The sequence below is a fragment of the Fodinibius sediminis genome (genome assembly GCF_900182555.1).
In the GTDB taxonomy this organism is placed as follows: domain Bacteria; phylum Bacteroidota; class Rhodothermia; order Balneolales; family Balneolaceae; genus Fodinibius; species Fodinibius sediminis.
The window spans coordinates 166,320-183,229 of sequence record NZ_FXTH01000005.1; the positions used below are offsets into that span (position 1 = coordinate 166,320).

13 protein-coding genes are annotated in these 16,910 nt (G+C 49.6%); 4 read left to right on the forward strand and 9 right to left on the reverse strand.

The window, feature by feature from the left end; genetic code table 11:
- Positions 1-173: 173 nt before the first annotated feature.
- From FN808_RS07190 to FN808_RS07210, 5 genes are all read right to left on the reverse strand, one after another.
- Complete coding sequence (locus FN808_RS07190; protein ID WP_142713884.1) at positions 174-1,661, reverse strand: Do family serine endopeptidase; 1,488 nt, start codon at positions 1,659-1,661, stop codon at positions 174-176.
- 173 nt (positions 1,662-1,834) lie between these two features.
- Positions 1,835-2,254 (reverse strand): Hsp20/alpha crystallin family protein, encoded by a 420-nt coding sequence (locus FN808_RS07195; protein ID WP_246068296.1) that lies wholly within the window; start codon positions 2,252-2,254, stop codon positions 1,835-1,837.
- Positions 2,255-2,546: 292 nt separating this feature from the next.
- Positions 2,547-3,929 carry a class II 3-deoxy-7-phosphoheptulonate synthase gene (locus tag FN808_RS07200; protein ID WP_142713886.1) on the reverse strand — a complete coding sequence of 461 codons (1,383 nt, stop codon included), beginning with the start codon at positions 3,927-3,929 and terminating at the stop codon, positions 2,547-2,549.
- Positions 3,930-4,037: 108 nt separating this feature from the next.
- Complete coding sequence (locus FN808_RS07205) at positions 4,038-5,105, reverse strand: WG repeat-containing protein (protein ID WP_142713887.1); 1,068 nt, start codon at positions 5,103-5,105, stop codon at positions 4,038-4,040.
- A 60-nt stretch (positions 5,106-5,165) separates the two neighbouring features.
- On the reverse strand, positions 5,166-5,828 hold the full coding sequence (locus FN808_RS07210; RefSeq protein ID WP_142713888.1) for a hypothetical protein: 663 nt from the start codon (positions 5,826-5,828) through the stop codon (positions 5,166-5,168).
- Between the two features lie 138 nt (positions 5,829-5,966).
- Between FN808_RS07210 and uvrA the strand changes: the two genes are divergently transcribed.
- The 4 genes from uvrA to radA all read left to right on the forward strand — a co-directional run bounded on the left by uvrA (position 5,967) and on the right by radA (position 13,019).
- Complete coding sequence (gene uvrA / locus FN808_RS07215) at positions 5,967-8,810, forward strand: excinuclease ABC subunit UvrA (protein ID WP_142713889.1); 2,844 nt, start codon at positions 5,967-5,969, stop codon at positions 8,808-8,810.
- A 496-nt stretch (positions 8,811-9,306) separates the two neighbouring features.
- Entirely contained in the window at positions 9,307-10,383 is a 1,077-nt protein-coding gene (locus FN808_RS07220; protein WP_142713890.1) for a class I fructose-bisphosphate aldolase, read from the forward strand.
- 165 nt (positions 10,384-10,548) lie between these two features.
- Complete coding sequence (locus tag FN808_RS07225; RefSeq protein WP_246068297.1) at positions 10,549-11,640, forward strand: lysylphosphatidylglycerol synthase transmembrane domain-containing protein; 1,092 nt, start codon at positions 10,549-10,551, stop codon at positions 11,638-11,640.
- A 5-nt stretch (positions 11,641-11,645) separates the two neighbouring features.
- Positions 11,646-13,019 carry a DNA repair protein RadA gene (gene radA, locus FN808_RS07230; protein WP_142713891.1) on the forward strand — a complete coding sequence of 458 codons (1,374 nt, stop codon included), beginning with the start codon at positions 11,646-11,648 and terminating at the stop codon, positions 13,017-13,019.
- Positions 13,020-13,050: 31 nt separating this feature from the next.
- On the opposite strand, the gene rpsU is transcribed toward radA, so the two are convergent.
- The 4 genes from rpsU to FN808_RS07250 form a co-directional block, all read right to left on the reverse strand.
- The gene (rpsU, locus tag FN808_RS07235) at positions 13,051-13,284 is read right to left on the reverse strand and encodes a 30S ribosomal protein S21 (RefSeq protein WP_246068298.1); all 234 of its coding nucleotides are present in this window, start codon (positions 13,282-13,284) and stop codon (positions 13,051-13,053) included.
- Between the two features lie 97 nt (positions 13,285-13,381).
- On the reverse strand, positions 13,382-14,161 hold the full coding sequence (locus FN808_RS07240; protein WP_246068299.1) for a TIGR02757 family protein: 780 nt from the start codon (positions 14,159-14,161) through the stop codon (positions 13,382-13,384).
- A 60-nt stretch (positions 14,162-14,221) separates the two neighbouring features.
- Positions 14,222-15,316 (reverse strand): A/G-specific adenine glycosylase, encoded by a 1,095-nt coding sequence (mutY, locus tag FN808_RS07245; RefSeq protein WP_142713893.1) that lies wholly within the window; start codon positions 15,314-15,316, stop codon positions 14,222-14,224.
- Between the two features lie 27 nt (positions 15,317-15,343).
- Positions 15,344-16,903: a putative Ig domain-containing protein gene (locus FN808_RS07250; RefSeq protein WP_185958295.1), complete on the reverse strand. Its 1,560-nt coding sequence runs from the start codon at positions 16,901-16,903 to the stop codon at positions 15,344-15,346.
- Positions 16,904-16,910 lie beyond the last annotated feature (7 nt).

Below are 16,910 nucleotides of genomic sequence, written 5' to 3' on the forward strand. Positions count from 1 at the left end.
CTAAATCATATCATTCGCTATATGGTATACAGCAAATAAAGTGCCATAGTATCAAAACTAACGATTTGTCAAATATAGGCATCTATTTCGTCAGCTTGTCATAAAAAAAGCCTCCCCGATTAGCTCGGAGAGGCTTTTCTTTTAACAGTGGTTGAGAATGGTTTAGGAGCAAATTAGAGCTCAATGGCGATATACTGGCTGTTGCCTTGTCGGTTGATATCCAGCAGAGCCACCTTCTCTTCACTTTCGGAGGCCGCCCGCATGGCTTCGCGGAATTCCCGTACATTACCGACGCCTTGCCGGTTAATGCCCGTGATTACATCTCCGCGCCGGAGTCCCTGCCGCTGTGCAGAGCTTCCGCGTGTTATCTCTGTCACCACGACGCCTTCAAGACCCGGCTCAACCCGCAGCTGCCGGGCTATTTCGGGCGTAAGGTTGCGTACAATAAAGCCCAGCTCTTTATCCATCGACTCGGATTCTTCCGTGCGTCCCTGATTTACCGCCATCTCTTCGGGCTGTTCGCCAAGCGTGACAGTAACCTCCTGCATTTCTCCATCACGGTTAATTGTCAGGTCAATCTCCGTGCCCGGCGATGACGTACCAATAGCCGTTCGGAAAGAATCCCAGCTTTTGACGGGTTCGCCGTTCAGCGTCTGGATCACATCTCCTTTGCGCAGACCAGCCTCCCCGGCAGGACCGTCTTTTTCCACACTTCCAATAATAACACCATAGTCCTTGTCAAGATCCAGGGCGCGGGCCATGGTAGCATCAACTTCACCCCCCATGGAAATACCCAGGTAGCCGCGGACAACGCGTCCGTGCTCGATAATGGACTCCATGACGCTTTTGGCAATATTAATGGGCACGGCGAAGCCAATACCGTCATTACCTCCCGAGCGGGACGCAATGGCGGAGTTGATACCGACCAGTTCGCCATCCATATTTACCAGGGCTCCCCCCGAGTTTCCCGGGTTAATGGCGGCGTCCGTCTGAATGAATTTTTCATAGCCGGCCTGTTGACGCAGGATTCCGATAGAACGGTCTTTGGCAGAGACGATACCCATGGAGACCGAATGCCCCAGCTCAAGCTGGAGAGGACTTCCAATCGCAAGGACCATTTCCCCTACGCGCAGCTTCTCACTGTTGCCCAGCTTGATGACATTCAGATCGGGGGCATCCACTTTAAGAACGGCGATGTCAGTTTGCGGGTCCGTACCGACAACTTTTGCATTATATCGCTTGTCATTGTATAGCTTTACCTCCACCTCATCGGCATCTTCAACGACATGATGATTGGTAAGAATATAGCCGTCCCTGGATACGATTACACCCGACCCAAGGCCCTGGCGCTGATATTCCTCCGGCTCAGCCTGCGGATCGCCAAAAAAGCGCGCCAGCGGATTTTGGCGGGCCTGAACCGTTTGTGTAACGGTAACAGTGACGACCGTCGGATTGGTTTGATCGGCAATATTAACAATGGCATCATTAAAATCCTTCAGCGATGGAGCTGTCTGCTGTCCAGAATCCTGAACATCCGTAGTTGGATTAAAATCAGGCATTGCAAATACAGATGCCTGTTCTGATTCAAAATCGATGGTATAAAATCCCAAGAGCAGTACCGCTACCAAAGCCAAAAACAGGTAAGAACGTACATTTTTCATATCAAAATCCGTTTAAGTCAAGATTACTAGCATTTAATTAAGTTCTGATAGTTCATAAAACCGTTTGCAGTCGATGATTATTGTACAGTTTTGCGACTTTTATTTGAAATGAAAACGGAAACCCCCTTTCACAGGAGCTTCCGTCTTAGGGATAGTATAAGTCAATTACTACGTTAGCTAATCTTAATCTGTTTCTTAACCTTGTCTTCACTTTTATCGATGCTGATGTTCAGCAGGCCGTCTTCATAGGATGCTTCTATGCTTTCTTCATCAACATTGTCGGGCAATTGGAAAGAACGGTTGAAAGAACCGTATCGCGTTTCCACACGGTGGTACGTTTTGCCATCCTCCTTGTCCTGGAAACGCCGTTCACCACTGATGGTTAGACGGCTGTTTTCAAGGTTGATGTTGATATCGTCTTTTTTCATGCCCGGCAGTTCCACAGAAATATGGAATTTGGTTTCTGTTTCTGAAATATCAATGCTGGGCATAAATTTGTCACGGCGTGCATTTACCGCATCGTTAAAAAACTCATCCATAATGTCCGAGAACCGTTTCGACATTAAGTTGCTTTCCGGTCGGTTATATCGCATAAGTGTCATAGTGATTACCTCCACGAGGTTTTTTCTACATTAGTTGGTTTCATCAAACTCACTATTAGAAGAGCAATACCTGTGCCAAGGGCCTGCAGGCTCGGGAAGACTGACATTCAGCCAGCGGCGGCCTGCGTTTTTTTCAGAAGGTTCGGGAAGGAAGGTAAAGTTGTCACGCCCGGTTAGACAAAGCGGCAGTGAGGCCTGTTTTTGTGACAGGAAGCTGGTTAATGGTTATTAGTGTATTGGTGATTTGAGTAAATTGAAACAACTAATAACCATTAACGATTAACTAGGCATAGCTTTTTTTCCATTCTTTGGCTACCAGGAAAGCCATCTCAAGACTCTGCTGGTAATTCAGGCGCGGATCACAGTAGGTTTCATAATTGTGATGGAGTTCGCCTTCATGGAGCCCTTTTGCTCCGCCTACGCATTCCGTGACGTTATCGCCGGTAAGCTCCAGATGAACACCACCCAGATAACTGCCCTGATCGCGGTGGATCGCAAAAGTCTTGCGTATTTCGGAAACGATATCATCAAAATTGCGGGTCTTGATGTTATCATCGGTTGCAAAGGTGTTTCCGTGCATGGGGTCGCAGCTCCAGACCACCGGCATACCCTCATGTTTAATATTGCGGATCAGTTCGGGCAGGCCCTCTTCAACTTCGTCTTTTCCGAATCGGCTGATAAGTACAATTTTGCCCTGTTCGTGAATGGGGTTCAGCCGGTTGATCAGCTTCAGGGTGTGATCAAGATCATAGTTTGGACCGAGCTTTATCCCGATGGGGTTGCGGATTCCCCGCAGGTACTCTACGTGAGCCCCGTCGAGATCGCGCGTGCGGTTACCCAACCAGACCATGTGGGCACTCAGGTTGTACCAGCCGTCGCGGCGGGGCACTTTTCGGGTCTGTGCCGAGTCGTAGTGCAGGTTCAGGCTCTCATGGGAGGTGTAAACATTGACCTTCTGAACGGTATTGAAGGAATTGGGGGTGATGGTCTCCATAAAGCTGACCGCTTTCTGAATGGAGTTGACCATTTCTTCGTACTCCTTGTAATATTCATTTTCACGCATGAAATCCAACTCCCAGTACTCGGGGTGGTGTAAATCGGCAAATCCCTCGTCGGCGAGGGCCCTCAGGAAATTAAGGGTCATGGCCGCCTTGTTGTATCCTGTGAGCAGCCGCTGCGGATCGGGTACGCGGTCTTCACGCGTCGGATTGATACTGTTGATCAGGTCCCCGCGGTAATTGTGTATCTTCTCGCCGTCAACCATCTCAAAATCACGCGAGCGCGGCTTGGCATACTGGCCGGCAATGCGTCCGACACGAATAATGGGTGTTTCCATCTCGTGAATGAGTATGAAACTCATCTGGAGCAGCACCTTCAGCAGATTGACGATCTTGGGCGATTCACAGCCGGCAAAACTCTCGGCACAATCGCCTCCCTGCAGCAAAAAGGCTTTTCCGGCTGATACATCAGCCAGTTTTTCTTTGAGTGCTTTGACCTCCCAGGAGGTGATGAGGGGAGGATTATTTTTTAGCTCCTGGTATACCCGTTCAAGTTCAGCCTCATCCGGATAGGTGGGAAGCTGTTTGATGGGGTATTCTTTCCACGAGGTTGGGGACCAGTTCTTTGGGTTTGCCACTTCAGGAGCTGCGGATTTTTTGGAAAACATGCTTGGTTTATATCAATAATATAATTTTATGAATTTATGAAAATACAGAAAATTCATTGAGGGAGCAATTCCGAACTGTCTTTATCAGGAGCTGTTGTGCGGTTAATGTCAGTTGATCGGTTCCAGTACGAAAATGCCTTCTTTATTGATATAGCCATATTTGCTGTCGAGCATGACCAGTGCGAAGCCGTCGGTGTAATCCCAGGTGCGATCATAGACCGGATCAACCACCATCTGTCCCCGCCGATTTACAAAGCCCATGTGCCCGTGTTCGCGGATTCTGCCCCTGCCGTTGTGAAAAGCATAAGCCTGGTCATACGAAGGCAGAATAATAAACCGTCCGTCCCGGTTGATATAGCCATACTTTTTTTGATTCAGGTTGTTGTTGCTTTCCGGCATGGCAACAACCGCAAGCTCTTCAGAAAATGGGTCGGCTTCCAGAAATTTTGAGGGGATTGCAATCTCACCGCTGGTGTCAATATATCCCCACTGTCTGAAGCCCAGTTGCACGGGGGCCAACCCTTCGGAAAATGACTTGGCTTCCCGGTACTGGGGGTCAATCACAAAGGTACCTGAACGATCGATATAGCCCCATTCTCTGTGGTCCGCTGTTTGGACCAGGGCCAGTCCGTCTGAAAAGTTTTCAGCAGCGATAAATCGGGGTTCGATAACGAAGTTGCCGTCGGTATCGATGAACCCCCAGCCGCTGTCGCGGTTCTGCTGAACGGCAGCCCGCCCGTCTTGAAAGCTTCGGGCGCGGTGAAAGGTAGGCCTGATTACAAATTCCCCGGAGGTGTCGATATATCCGTACCGCCCGTTGCTTTTTACAAGGCCCCGTCCATTTTCAAAAGCGTAGGCCTCCTCAAATCGCGGGGAAATGACGAGTTCCCCTTCCGGGTTGATATAGCCGGCCGCTCCCGATCGATAGACCACAGCCAGACCCTCGGAGAAGGAGTAGGGCCAGGCTTCCCTGTCGCTGGTGCGAAGCTGAAACCGTGGTGCTATGCGCTGGATTAAATTCTGGTCCATGAACCCGACTTTCTGGTTTTCAACGAAGGGATACAGCTGTTTCGCCGTGCGTGTATGTTCGGTACTGGATGATTCAATCAGTTTGCAGGAAGTCCATATCAGGCCTATGGCAGTGATGAGGAAAAGGCTTCGAACAGTAGCTTTCATGAATACTTGAACAGGTGCTTGGGTGAATATGATAGTCAAACACCTGCTGATACTGTGATCCTATCCTATTTGTTCCCGGTAGGAGCCGGAAGGAATGGCCGCTGTACCGGCAATCAGACTTTTATAAATAACGGCTGTGGCCATGGTTGTGAGTGGATAGGTAAAAATAATACCTATGCCAAAAAACAGGGCGCCCAGGATATTCAGTATAATCACGGTGATGCCAAACAGCAGGAGCTCAAGGGTAAGCCCCTCCGTTTTATAGTAGCTTTGCTGCAGAGCGCTGATGGAAGAGGAAGTCCCCTCCAGTATGAAGTAGGGATAGAATTGAAACCGAATTGCGATAAAAATTCCGGGCAGTACGAAGAGGGCCAGCCCCACAAGCACTGAGATCAAGTAGAGGAAATAGGCTATAAAATAAGAAAGGAACTGCGGGAAGTTGTTAAACATATCACTGACCGTCACAAACTCGTCATCGATCAGCAAGAGCATTATTTTAATAAATCCGAGGCTCAGGAAAAGCTGAAGAACCGTCAGCACAGCCGATAGGACCTGGGTTTTCAGGGTAGGGTTCTCCGGCGAATAGATCATGAAATAGACCTGGGGTATAATGGCCAGTACGTAGTAGGTAATTGTGATGCCGATGACAAAAGAGGCGTATTGTTTGTACTGGTTGAAGCTGAATTTGAAAAGCTGGACCAGGTCGATTGAAGATTGCTTCATGCAGCTGAATGAATAGAAGAAAATTTCGGTTATGTGACAGTGAAGTCAACGACTGATTCTGTAGGAATTTAGGGCTACAAAAGATACGTATTATCTGTATCTTTTAAAGTTTAATCGAACCCAAAAGCAGCACTACCTTTGCGAGAAAATATAGTTATTCGCGGTGCACGCGAACATAATTTAAAAAACATTGATGTCAATATACCACGGGAAAAGCTGGTCGTTGTGACTGGGATATCCGGCTCGGGTAAATCTTCTCTTGCCTTTGATACGATCTATGCGGAAGGGCAGCGACGGTTTTTGGAGTCCCTTTCGGCCTATGCCCGCCAGTTCCTGGGTATGATGGAGCGCCCGGAGGTTGATTTTATAGACGGGCTCTCCCCGGTAATTTCCATTGACCAGAAGACAACAAACCGAAACCCGCGCTCCACGGTGGGCACGGTCACAGAGATCTATGATTTCCTTCGGTTGCTCTATGCCCGTATCGGGGTGCCCTATTCCTGGAAGACGGGCAACCGGATGGCCAAGCAGACCTCCGATCAGGTGATTTCTACGATCATGGACATGCCCACCGGAACCAAAGCCTACTGCCTGGCTCCGGTGGTACGCGGGCGAAAGGGCCACTACCGCGAGCTCTTTGAACAGACCATGAAACAGGGATTCGTCCAGGTGCGTGTGGATGGAGAACTGATGGACCTGCAAGAGGATATGAAAGTCGATCGCTATAAAACACATAATATTGAAGTTGTGGTTGACCGTTTTGTCATCAATGAAAAAAGCGAACAGCGGATTGCCGAGAGTGTGCGCCTGGCCCTTGAAATGGCCGAGGGCAATGTGGTGCTATCCGTGCCGAATGAAGAGGGCGGTTTTGAGGATCACCTGTATTCCCAGAATCTGTTTGATCCTGAGAGCGGACTCGCCTACGAAGATCCCGCTCCAAATATGTTCTCTTTTAACTCTCCCTATGGGGCCTGTCAAAACTGTGACGGGCTGGGCTATACCTATGATGTGGACCGCAGCCTTGTTATTCCCAACGAAGAACAGACCATTGAAGAGGGAGCCATCCGCTTTCTGGGCAAGCCCCGAGATATTTTTGCCTTCAAGCAACTGAAAGCCGTACTGAAAACTTTTGACCTGGATTTTGAGACTCCCCTCAAAGAGTTTCCGGAAGAAGCGATTGAACTGCTTTTCGAGGGGGGCGGGGATACCAAGTACGACGTCAGCTATGACTTCCGAAAAGATAATGTAACCTACAAGCATTCCTTCAAGGGGCTGCGCAACATGATACGCGAGCAGTACAGGGAGAGCAAGTCGAGCAAGAAACGCGACAAGGCAAAAGCGTATATGAGCAAGATTCAGTGTCCCGACTGCGGAGGGGGGCGACTGAACAGGGAATCACTGTCTTACAAGATCGACGGTTATTCCATCGATGAGCTGGTGAAGATGGATATTAAGACCTTGCGCGCCACGATCAACAGCCTGGATTTAGACAAGCGGCAGCAGAAAATCGGAAGCCAGGTTCTGAAAGAGGTACGCGACCGGGTGGACTTTCTACTGAATGTAGGGCTCAATTATCTAACGCTCGACCGGGAAGCACAGACACTCAGCGGCGGCGAGGCTCAGCGCATCCGGCTGGCCACCCAGATTGGCACCCAGCTGGTGGGGGTGCTTTATATACTTGATGAGCCCAGCATCGGGCTGCATCAGCGGGATAATATCAAGCTGATCCGTTCGCTGGAGACGCTTCGTGATCTCGGGAACAGCGTGATTGTAGTTGAGCACGACCGGGAGACCATCGAGCAGGCCGACTATGTACTTGATCTTGGACCGGGTGCGGGAGAGTACGGGGGGGAGATTGTAACAGAAGGGGCCCCGGACGAGCTGAATCCCAGCTCCATGACGGCTAAGTTTCTCAAGGATGAAGAGACTGTGCCCTACCCGGAAAAGCGGCGCAAGGGCAGTGGAGACGCTGTGCGCCTGGAGGGGGGCCGCGGACATAACCTCAAGCAGGTGGATGTGGAGATCCCCCTTGGCAAGTTTATTTGTGTAACAGGGGTAAGCGGAAGTGGAAAAAGTTCACTCATCAATCAGACACTGGAACCAATACTCTCGACCGAATTCTATAATTCGAAGTCGGTCCCGCTGCCCTATGATGAGGTCCATGGCATTGAAAACCTGGATAAAATAATTTCTGTAGACCAAAGTCCGATTGGCCGCACCCCGCGTTCCAACCCGGGAACCTATACCAAGGTATTTGATCATATTCGCAAGCTTTTTGCACAGCTGCCCGAATCAAAGATCAGGGGCTATGACCAGGGGCGTTTCTCCTTTAATGTAAAAGGAGGCCGTTGCGAGGCCTGCAACGGCGACGGGGTTCGCAAGATAGAAATGAATTTTCTGCCCGATGTCTACGTGGACTGTGAAACCTGCAACGGCAGGCGGTACAACCGGGAGACGCTGGAAATCTATTACAAAGGGAAAAATATTGCCGATGTCCTGAATATGTCGATACAGGATGCCCATGACTTTTTTGATTCCGTCCCGGCTATCAACCGTATTTTGGGTACTCTCGTTGATGTGGGACTTGGATATCTCCGGTTGGGCCAGCCGAGCACCACCCTGTCGGGCGGTGAAGCGCAGCGTATCAAACTGGCCCGTGAGCTGGCGAAAGTGGGGACCGGGGATACGCTGTATATTATGGACGAACCGACGACAGGGCTTCACTTCCAGGATGTACGCATGCTTGTTGATGTGATCCAGCAGCTGGTAGACAAGGGAAATACGGTGATTGTCATCGAACACAACCTGGACCTCATCAAGGCTGCAGACTGGATTATTGATTTGGGCCCTGAAGGAGGCAAGGAAGGGGGAGAAATTATTGCAGAGGGGACTCCTGAAAAAGTAGCCGGGCATGAGCATAGTGCCACGGGCGCTTTCCTCAAACAAGAGTTTGAACGTGAGAAGAAGGAGATAACGGTCTGATTTAAGAAATTCCCAGTTAGGGTCTATCGATTTATTTCGGTTAATTAAACAAAAGGTAAACTGTCATGTCGTTCTTTATCCGTTGCCTCGTGGTTTTCATTGTATTGTGGATTCTTTTCTATATTGGCGTTTCGTTCATGTGGGAGGGACCGGACGTCGTCGCGGGATCCGTTTTGTTTGGTGGAGTTTTGAGCATTGTGCTCACCTTGCTTTACGGGTGGTTTGACGAAATGTGGATTCAACACCGCAGCTCGTCATAGATCCCTCGGCGAATTTGCAGAGGTCAAAGAACTGGGGCATACCCACGTCTGCAAGGTTGGTAGTAAATTTTTTTAGGATTCTGCTGATTACCGTATAAATTTATGCACAAGGAGCGCCGGAAAGTCAAAAATAACGATTGAAAAGAATCTTGTTTTGACTAATGATATGAACTCCGAAAATTGTTATAATAGCCCTTTTAATCATTAACATAACTAATCTCTTAGAAAACGAGATCATGGCATTAGCATCCAAAAGTATCGAAGAACTGTTAGGCGATCAGGCAGAAGATCTGCTGACACATGAATGTGAAACAATCCCAAAGGATAATCTTCATCTCCCCACTGCTTCCTACGTGGATGATGTATGGTATCATTCCGATCGGAATCCTCGGGTGTTGCGTAATTTGCAGGCTCTCCTGAATCATGGTCGATTGGGAGGAACGGGGTATCTCTCTATTTTGCCGGTCGATCAGGGAGTGGAACACTCCGGCGGAGCTTCTTTTGCACCGAATCCTGATTATTTTGATCCTGAAAATATTGTTAAACTGGCTATTGAAGGAGGTTGTAACGGTGTTGCGTCCACTTTTGGGGTGCTTGGGGCTGTTGCACGCAAATATGCCCACAAAATTCCCTTCATTGTAAAAATCAACCACAATGAGCTGATGACCTATCCCAACACCTATGACCAGATCATGTTCGGGTCGGTTGAGCGGGCCTATGAGATGGGTGCAGCTGCTGTAGGTGCAACAATCTATTTTGGATCGCCGGAGTCGAGCCGTCAGATTCAGGAAGTGGCACGAGCATTTGAACGTGCGCATGAACTGGGGCTTGCAACTATCCTTTGGTGCTATACCCGGAACTCGGCTTTCAAAGTGGACGGAACAGACTACCATGCTTCGGCAGATCTCACTGGGCAGGCCAATCATCTGGGCGTGACCATACAAGCCGATATTATCAAGCAGAAGCAGCCGACAAACAATGGCGGGTACAAAGCGTTGAATATGGGTGATTCGGCCTATGGCAAGCTTGATGAAGATATTTATGATGAACTGGCAACGGACCATCCCATTGATTTGACTCGTTACCAGGTGGCCAACTGCTACATGGGACGAGCCGGACTTATCAACTCGGGTGGTTCTTCCGGGGAGAATGACTTTGCTCAGGCGGTGCGTACAGCTGTCATCAATAAGCGAGCCGGCGGCATGGGACTCATAAGTGGACGCAAAGCATTCCAGCGTCCGTTGAAAGAGGGGGTCAAGATCCTGAACTTTATCCAGGATGTCTATCTGGATGACGATATCACTGTCGCATAACACCGGTACAATTCTTATTATGGCCTTGCGGGGCATCCCGTAAGGCCTTTTTTATAAACGGCTGTGGAGATAGGCAGCAGTCATTAGCATTTCTATTATTAGTTGATGATGGCTATTTTTGACGGTTGGTTTCACGACGAATTGTGAGTTTTAAAATCTTTTTCATTGGCAAAAGGCGACCCTCAAATACAGGAAGATCCCAAAAAGTATTTCTCAAAGAAATATCTTTTTATCTCGATAGCGCTGAGTATAGCTACCATGGGATTTCTCATCTATTTTACTTATACGCCCGGGGTTCTCAAGCATTTAAAACTCAAGCGTTTGCCGGGTATCCTTATTGCCGTAGTGATTTCCTTCCTGAGACTTTGGTTCGTGGCTGCCAAAATCCGTTATCTTTCAGAAAAGAAGCTGGGCTGGATGGCCTCTTTCCGGGTCATGCTGAGCTGGGATTTCACCTCATCCATTACCCCGTCTACCATCGGAGGAGCTCCCATGGCCACCTACGCACTTACCAAGGAGGGCTTTAAGCTGGGACAGTCAACTGCCATTATTCTGTACAGCGTATTACTGGATCAGCTCTGGTTTGCCCTGGCTGTACCCATTCTGGTTGTGGCCGGCCTGTTTTATGAGGTCGTTCCGGATAATACCGGTATGGTTGGGCATGCTTCCATGATTCTATTATACATTGGTCTTTTGAGTTATGCCGGGTTGATGGCCTATGGAGTGTTGAAAAATCCCAATGCTATAAAGAAAGTTGTGAGTTTTGTGTTCAGGCTGCCTCTTCTGCGGAAATGGAAAGCGAAAGTGGTGCAGGAAGCCGATAACCTGGTGGAATATTCGCACGAGCTTCGAAAGAAGCCCAAAAGTTTCCTGTTGAAGACTTTCTTTCTTTCCACCATGTCCTGGCTTTGTCGTATAGCCCTGCCAACCATTGTAGTGTTAAGCCTGCTGCCGGCTGATGCGATATTGTCATTGTTGCGCAGTTTGGCTATGAATCTGGCCTTTCTGATTATGCCTACGCCCGGTGGAAGCGGGGGGGTGGAGGGCCTCTTTGCCATCTTTCAGGGACCGCTTATCGAGCGAAAGGCATTTATCGGACTGGCGGTATTTGCTTGGCGCATTATCAGTTATTACATCACGGTGGGGCTGGGAATGATGGCGACGACCTGGTATGTAAACCGTTCGGTTATCGATAATTTTGACAACCTGCCCGAAGAGACGGTAGAAAGTGACCTTTCTTCACCTAAATCATTATAGGAGTTATGGCTAAAGATCGGATTCAATATGTCTGTGATGAATGCGGGCATACGTCAACAAAGTGGCTGGGAAACTGTCCGAATTGCGGTAGCTGGCACACCTTCAAGGAATTCAAGGTCGAACGGAAGTCAGCCTCCGAGAAAGAACATAAAGGAAAAGTCGATGGCATTGCAGAATCACCGCCCCCCCAAAAGCTGGAAGAGATAGAGTCACGGTCGGAAGACCGCTTTATGAGTCGTATTCAGGAGCTGGACCGTGTGCTTGGAGGAGGTTTCGTTTCGGGTTCTTTTGTTCTCGTCGGGGGGGATCCCGGCATCGGTAAGAGTACGCTGACCCTTCAGATTGGCAAAGCCAATGCTGAAATGAAAGTTTTGTACTGTGCCGGGGAAGAGTCGGCCGGGCAGATCAGGCAGCGGGCTCGACGGCTGGGTGTATCTTCGGATAATTTCTATGTCTATACCGATACCAATATTAGTAATATACTGAAAGAGGCCCGCAAGCTGGCTCCCGATCTGCTGATTGTAGATTCCATACAGACGGTGTATCGGACGGAACTTACCAGTATGGCGGGCAGTATTCAGCAGGTTAAGGAGTGTGCAGCACTGCTTCAGCAGCTGGCCAAGAAGCAGAATATCACCACTCTTGTAATAGGGCATGTTACCAAGGATGGCAATATCGCGGGGCCCCGTGTGCTTGAGCATATGGTCGATACTGTTCTCCAGTTTGAGGGGGATGGAAATTACAACTATCGTATGCTGCGAAGCCTGAAAAACCGTTTCGGACCGGCCCAGGAGGTGGGCGTTTTCGAGATGAAGGAATCGGGACTGGTTGATGTACTGAATCCCTCACAGCTGTTTTTATCGGATTATGACAGCAGTGTCAGCGGCAATGCCGTAATCTGTTCCATCGAAGGGTCCCGGCCCCTGCTTGTAGAGGTGCAGGCACTGACAACATCCAGCAACTACGGCACGCCCCAGCGTACAGCCAATGGATTTGACCAACGCCGGCTCTCGCTCCTGCTGGCTGTGCTGGAGAAGCGGGGTGGATATCAGTTTTCAGGCCAGGATGTGTACCTAAACGTGGCGGGGGGGTTGAAAATAAACGATCCGGCTGCTGACCTGGGGGTGGTTTGCGCGCTGATATCAAGCTTGCTTGACAAAAGTATAGATGGGGATATCGCCTTTTTGGGAGAAGTGGGACTGGGAGGTGAAATACGGGCGGTGAACAAGATAGACCAGCGCTTGGGTGAAATAGAGAAGCTGGGCTTCAGTAAAGCCCTGATTCCGCAAGCCAGTAGTCCGGAGCGGGAATGCAGCCTGCAGCTTTTAAAGGCCTCCAATATTATGGATGCCATAGAAAAGCCCTTTAGCAAGAGCTAAAAGGCTTTTGATACAAAATAGAATTACATTCTTAGTACTGGTGACGCTGACGACGGCGCTGTTCGCGAATGCTTTTCTTCAGTGCTTCACGACGTTCTTTTGAAGGCTTGGTATACTGCTGGCGATCTTTGTATTCATTCAAAATGCGTGAACGGGCAACCAGCTTTTTAAAGCGGTTTACTGCTCGGTCAATACTCTCGTTATCTTTTACTTTAACTCCTACCATATGATATAATTTAAGTTCTTCTTCGTTCTGGAACGCCAAATATAAGCATCTTTTTGCAAAGGTACATATTGTAACAAAGAAAAAATGGGGATCATTTCATTCAATGTAAGCAGGAACAGCAATGACAGTGTCTTTTTCAGGGCTGCTTGTTGATCAAGAACTCAGCAGGGATTTCATCGGCATTTACTCCCAGTCCAAATAGCGCGTAGTCATATTTAGCCGGATCACTTGGATCCAGCGTACGCAGCGATTCGGTAAGCTCCTGAACTGCCCACCAGTCATTATAGGTACGGCTGAGCAGTCCCAGGATCCGTGCCTGGCGGGCTACATGTACATCCAGCGGCACCATCAGTTCAGAGGGGGGCATGAAATCCATGAGACCGAGGTCCACCGGACTGTCTTTGCGGATGGTCCATCGGAGGTACAGATACAATCGTTTGCAGGAACTTTTTTTATCGGCATTGGAAACATGTTTGTAAGTGCGCCGGGGGGTAGCGGGCTGCTGCGCAAAAAAATTTTCATGGAAAACGGACATCAGGGGACGATCGTTTTGCCGGGATTTCTGATAACATCTTTCCCAGAAGTTTTCAAATGAACCGTATTTCAGGAGGATAGACTGCAGGATTTTGGTCAGCCAGATCATATCCACGGGCTTGAAAGTGCGATGCTTGAAGCCGTCAAAATGCCGGGCATCGCGATCTGAAAAATTTCCAATAAAATCGGCCGGCCGGTTTCCCATGCGGTTCAGGAAATCACGCACTTTGCGAATGACGATATCACGGCGCCCCCAGGCCATGGTTGCAGCAAAAAAACCAGCCAGCAGCTGGTCTTCCGGATTATTGAAGGCATGCATGAAAAGCACCGGATCGGAATCGATGTAGTCGGGGCTTTCCACGCGGTCTACCCACCGGTCCAAAAAGGGTTTTAATTGTAGAAGTTGCTCCTTTGAGCATTTTTGTAGATCAGAAGGCACGTCTTAAATTTCTAACTCCTGTTGTCCCTTGTTGAGATTCATCAGTTTTTCAGTAAGCCTGCGATTGGCCTTGGGAAAAGGATATTCCGTTAACTCATCGATTGCGATCCAGCGGATCTCCTGGCTGGTTCTGGGTTCCGGTTTGCCCTCCTCAAGTTCACACAGGTAGGCGTGCAGGGTAATCTTGAAATGAGAATAGGCATGATCAAGCTTCATGAAAGGTTTGATGATGGAGACAGTTATGTCTAACTCTTCATGGAGCTCACGTTTGACGGTATCGGGGAATGTTTCCCCGGATTCCTGCTTGCCACCGGGGAATTCCCACAGCCCGCCCAACATGGCGTCATCCGGACGCAGCGCGATGAGGACCTGGTCCTTCTGGTTTCTGACGATGCCGACACCAATCTGATGATGAGGACGTTTTTTCTTTTTGGATTTGTAGGGGAGTTCTTCTGTTCGCGCAGTTTTATAGGCTACGCATCCATCCTGCAGCGGACACGATCCGCAGTCGGGATTGGAGGGCGTACAGATGGTGGCACCCAGTTCCATCAGTGCCTGGTTGAAATCTCCGGGCCGCTCTTCCGAGATCAGTTCATCGGCATGTTCCTGGATCCCGTTTTTTGTTTTGGTGCTGCGCACGTCCTCGTCAATACCATGATAGCGGCTGAGGACCCGGATTACATTGCCGTCCACAACGGCATATTTTTTCTGGAAGGCAATACTCAGCACGGCCGAGGCCGTGTACGGCCCGACACCTTTGAGTTTGGTAATATCATCCCAGCTGTCGGGAACCCTGCCGTCAAAGTCGTCAACCACCAGCTGAGCTGCCGCGTGCAGATTCCGGGCGCGGCTGTAGTAGCCTAGGCCTTCCCATACTTTAAGGACATCCTGCTGGTCTGCTTCCGCCAATGCATTGACGCTGGGATAATGGTCTACAAATCGCTCGAAATAAGGGGTGGCCTGGTCGACGCGTGTCTGCTGAAGCATTATTTCCGAGAGCCATATTTTGTAGGGGTCGCCGCAGTCGCGCCAGGGCATCGAGCGCTTGTTCTGATCATACCAGTTGAGTAGACGGGACTGAAATTCAGTATTAGTCAAAAGACTGATTGAGAGCTTGGGTTAAGATTAATTTTCGGGAGCATTCTGCGGAGCACTGTCAATAACGTTGATGGTGACGTCCACCGAAGAGGCGGCGCCGTACTGATCGGTCGCAATGACCCGGAATGTATTTTCACCTACCTGTCGCGCTTGAGGGGTCCATTCGATGGTGCCTGTTGCCTCATCAATGGTAGCCCCGTCCGGAAGATTAACCCCCAGAAACCGGATGAGGTTCTTGTTAATACCGTCGGTGTCAATGGCATTCAGAGGCATTGAGAAAGGTTCACCGACCGGGATGCTAACCGGACGCACCGGCGTAAAACGAGGTGGGGCGTTGAACGAACGAACATGAATATTGAAGCTGGTGCTGGCACTCCGCCCGTCACTGCTGGAGGCTATGATTTTCACCCTGTGCGAACCAACATCGCTGGAAGAGGGATCCCAGTAGAAGCTTTGGCCGCGTACTTCCGCATCTTTAATGTCCGGCGACTGGTAGGTGAATTGAACGTTTTCGGCTGAGACATCTCCTGCAAGCCGAATAGGAAAAATGAGCGGCTTTGAGTGAGGAATTGTATAGTCATCAATTTCACCGAGGGTGAGGCTCCCCGCAGGGGTGGAATTCTCCACCGAGGGACTGGAATCCTGAGCTTGCGGAGTCCTGGAAATATTAACTTTGGCAATCTGGCCGTATTCGCTGAGCCAGAGTTGGTATTTTGAGCGTGTGATATGGTTGCCGGCTTCTCCATCTTTTTTCCAAAGCTGGGGACTCCGGTTTTTATAAGAAGTCCACAGGCGATTGGATGCCCCTTTGATCACCAGCCATTCTTTCCACCGGATGAGGTTGGTAACCTGTTCGCCGATGCTTCCCAATTTTGAAAGATCGCCATTGCCACTGATTTCAAAAATATTGCCATCCGAATCTGAGCCATACAGAGTGCTGTCGGTCAGATACAGGTCTGTGAGGTCTTCAGAAAGATCGTGTGTACGGGTCAGTGATAGTTTCTCATCATCCACTGCGAACTGGAAAAGCTTTGGGCCGTTGCTAAGTGCAAAAAGCTGGCTGGGGGTCCCGGCCAGGCTCGTGATTTTGTTGCCGCCCAGCTGGGACTGGGCTACAAAAGTAATGCCGGCATCAACGGCCGCCTCCGTCTCAAGCGATAGTTTTCCTATTCCCTGATGGCCGATCGCCACATAGAGGTTCTGCCCGAGCCGGTGCACATCGAGGGGAGGGGCAGGGAGTTCGGTTGAGGAATACACGCCGAGTACGGATGTGGGTTCAAGTACGGTCAGCTGCGCATCATTGCCCAGTAGATAGGCAAATCGAATATCGGCAATGACACTATTCCCCCTACGCTGCATGCCTGCCGAGGAATAGAGCCACCGGAGGGAGTCGGCCTGGGACCGAAAAACGGCCATGCCTTCTGTTTCCGAAAGAACATAAAAGTGAGCGGGCGAGCTTGCGATGGTGACCACGGAGGGGACATTCATGACAAAGGAATAATCCTTTTCCAGCGTTGGCTGTGCGTGCAGTGCCGATGTTGCATAAAGAAACAGTGCAAGAACAGAAAGGGATCGAATGTATTTCATAATATAC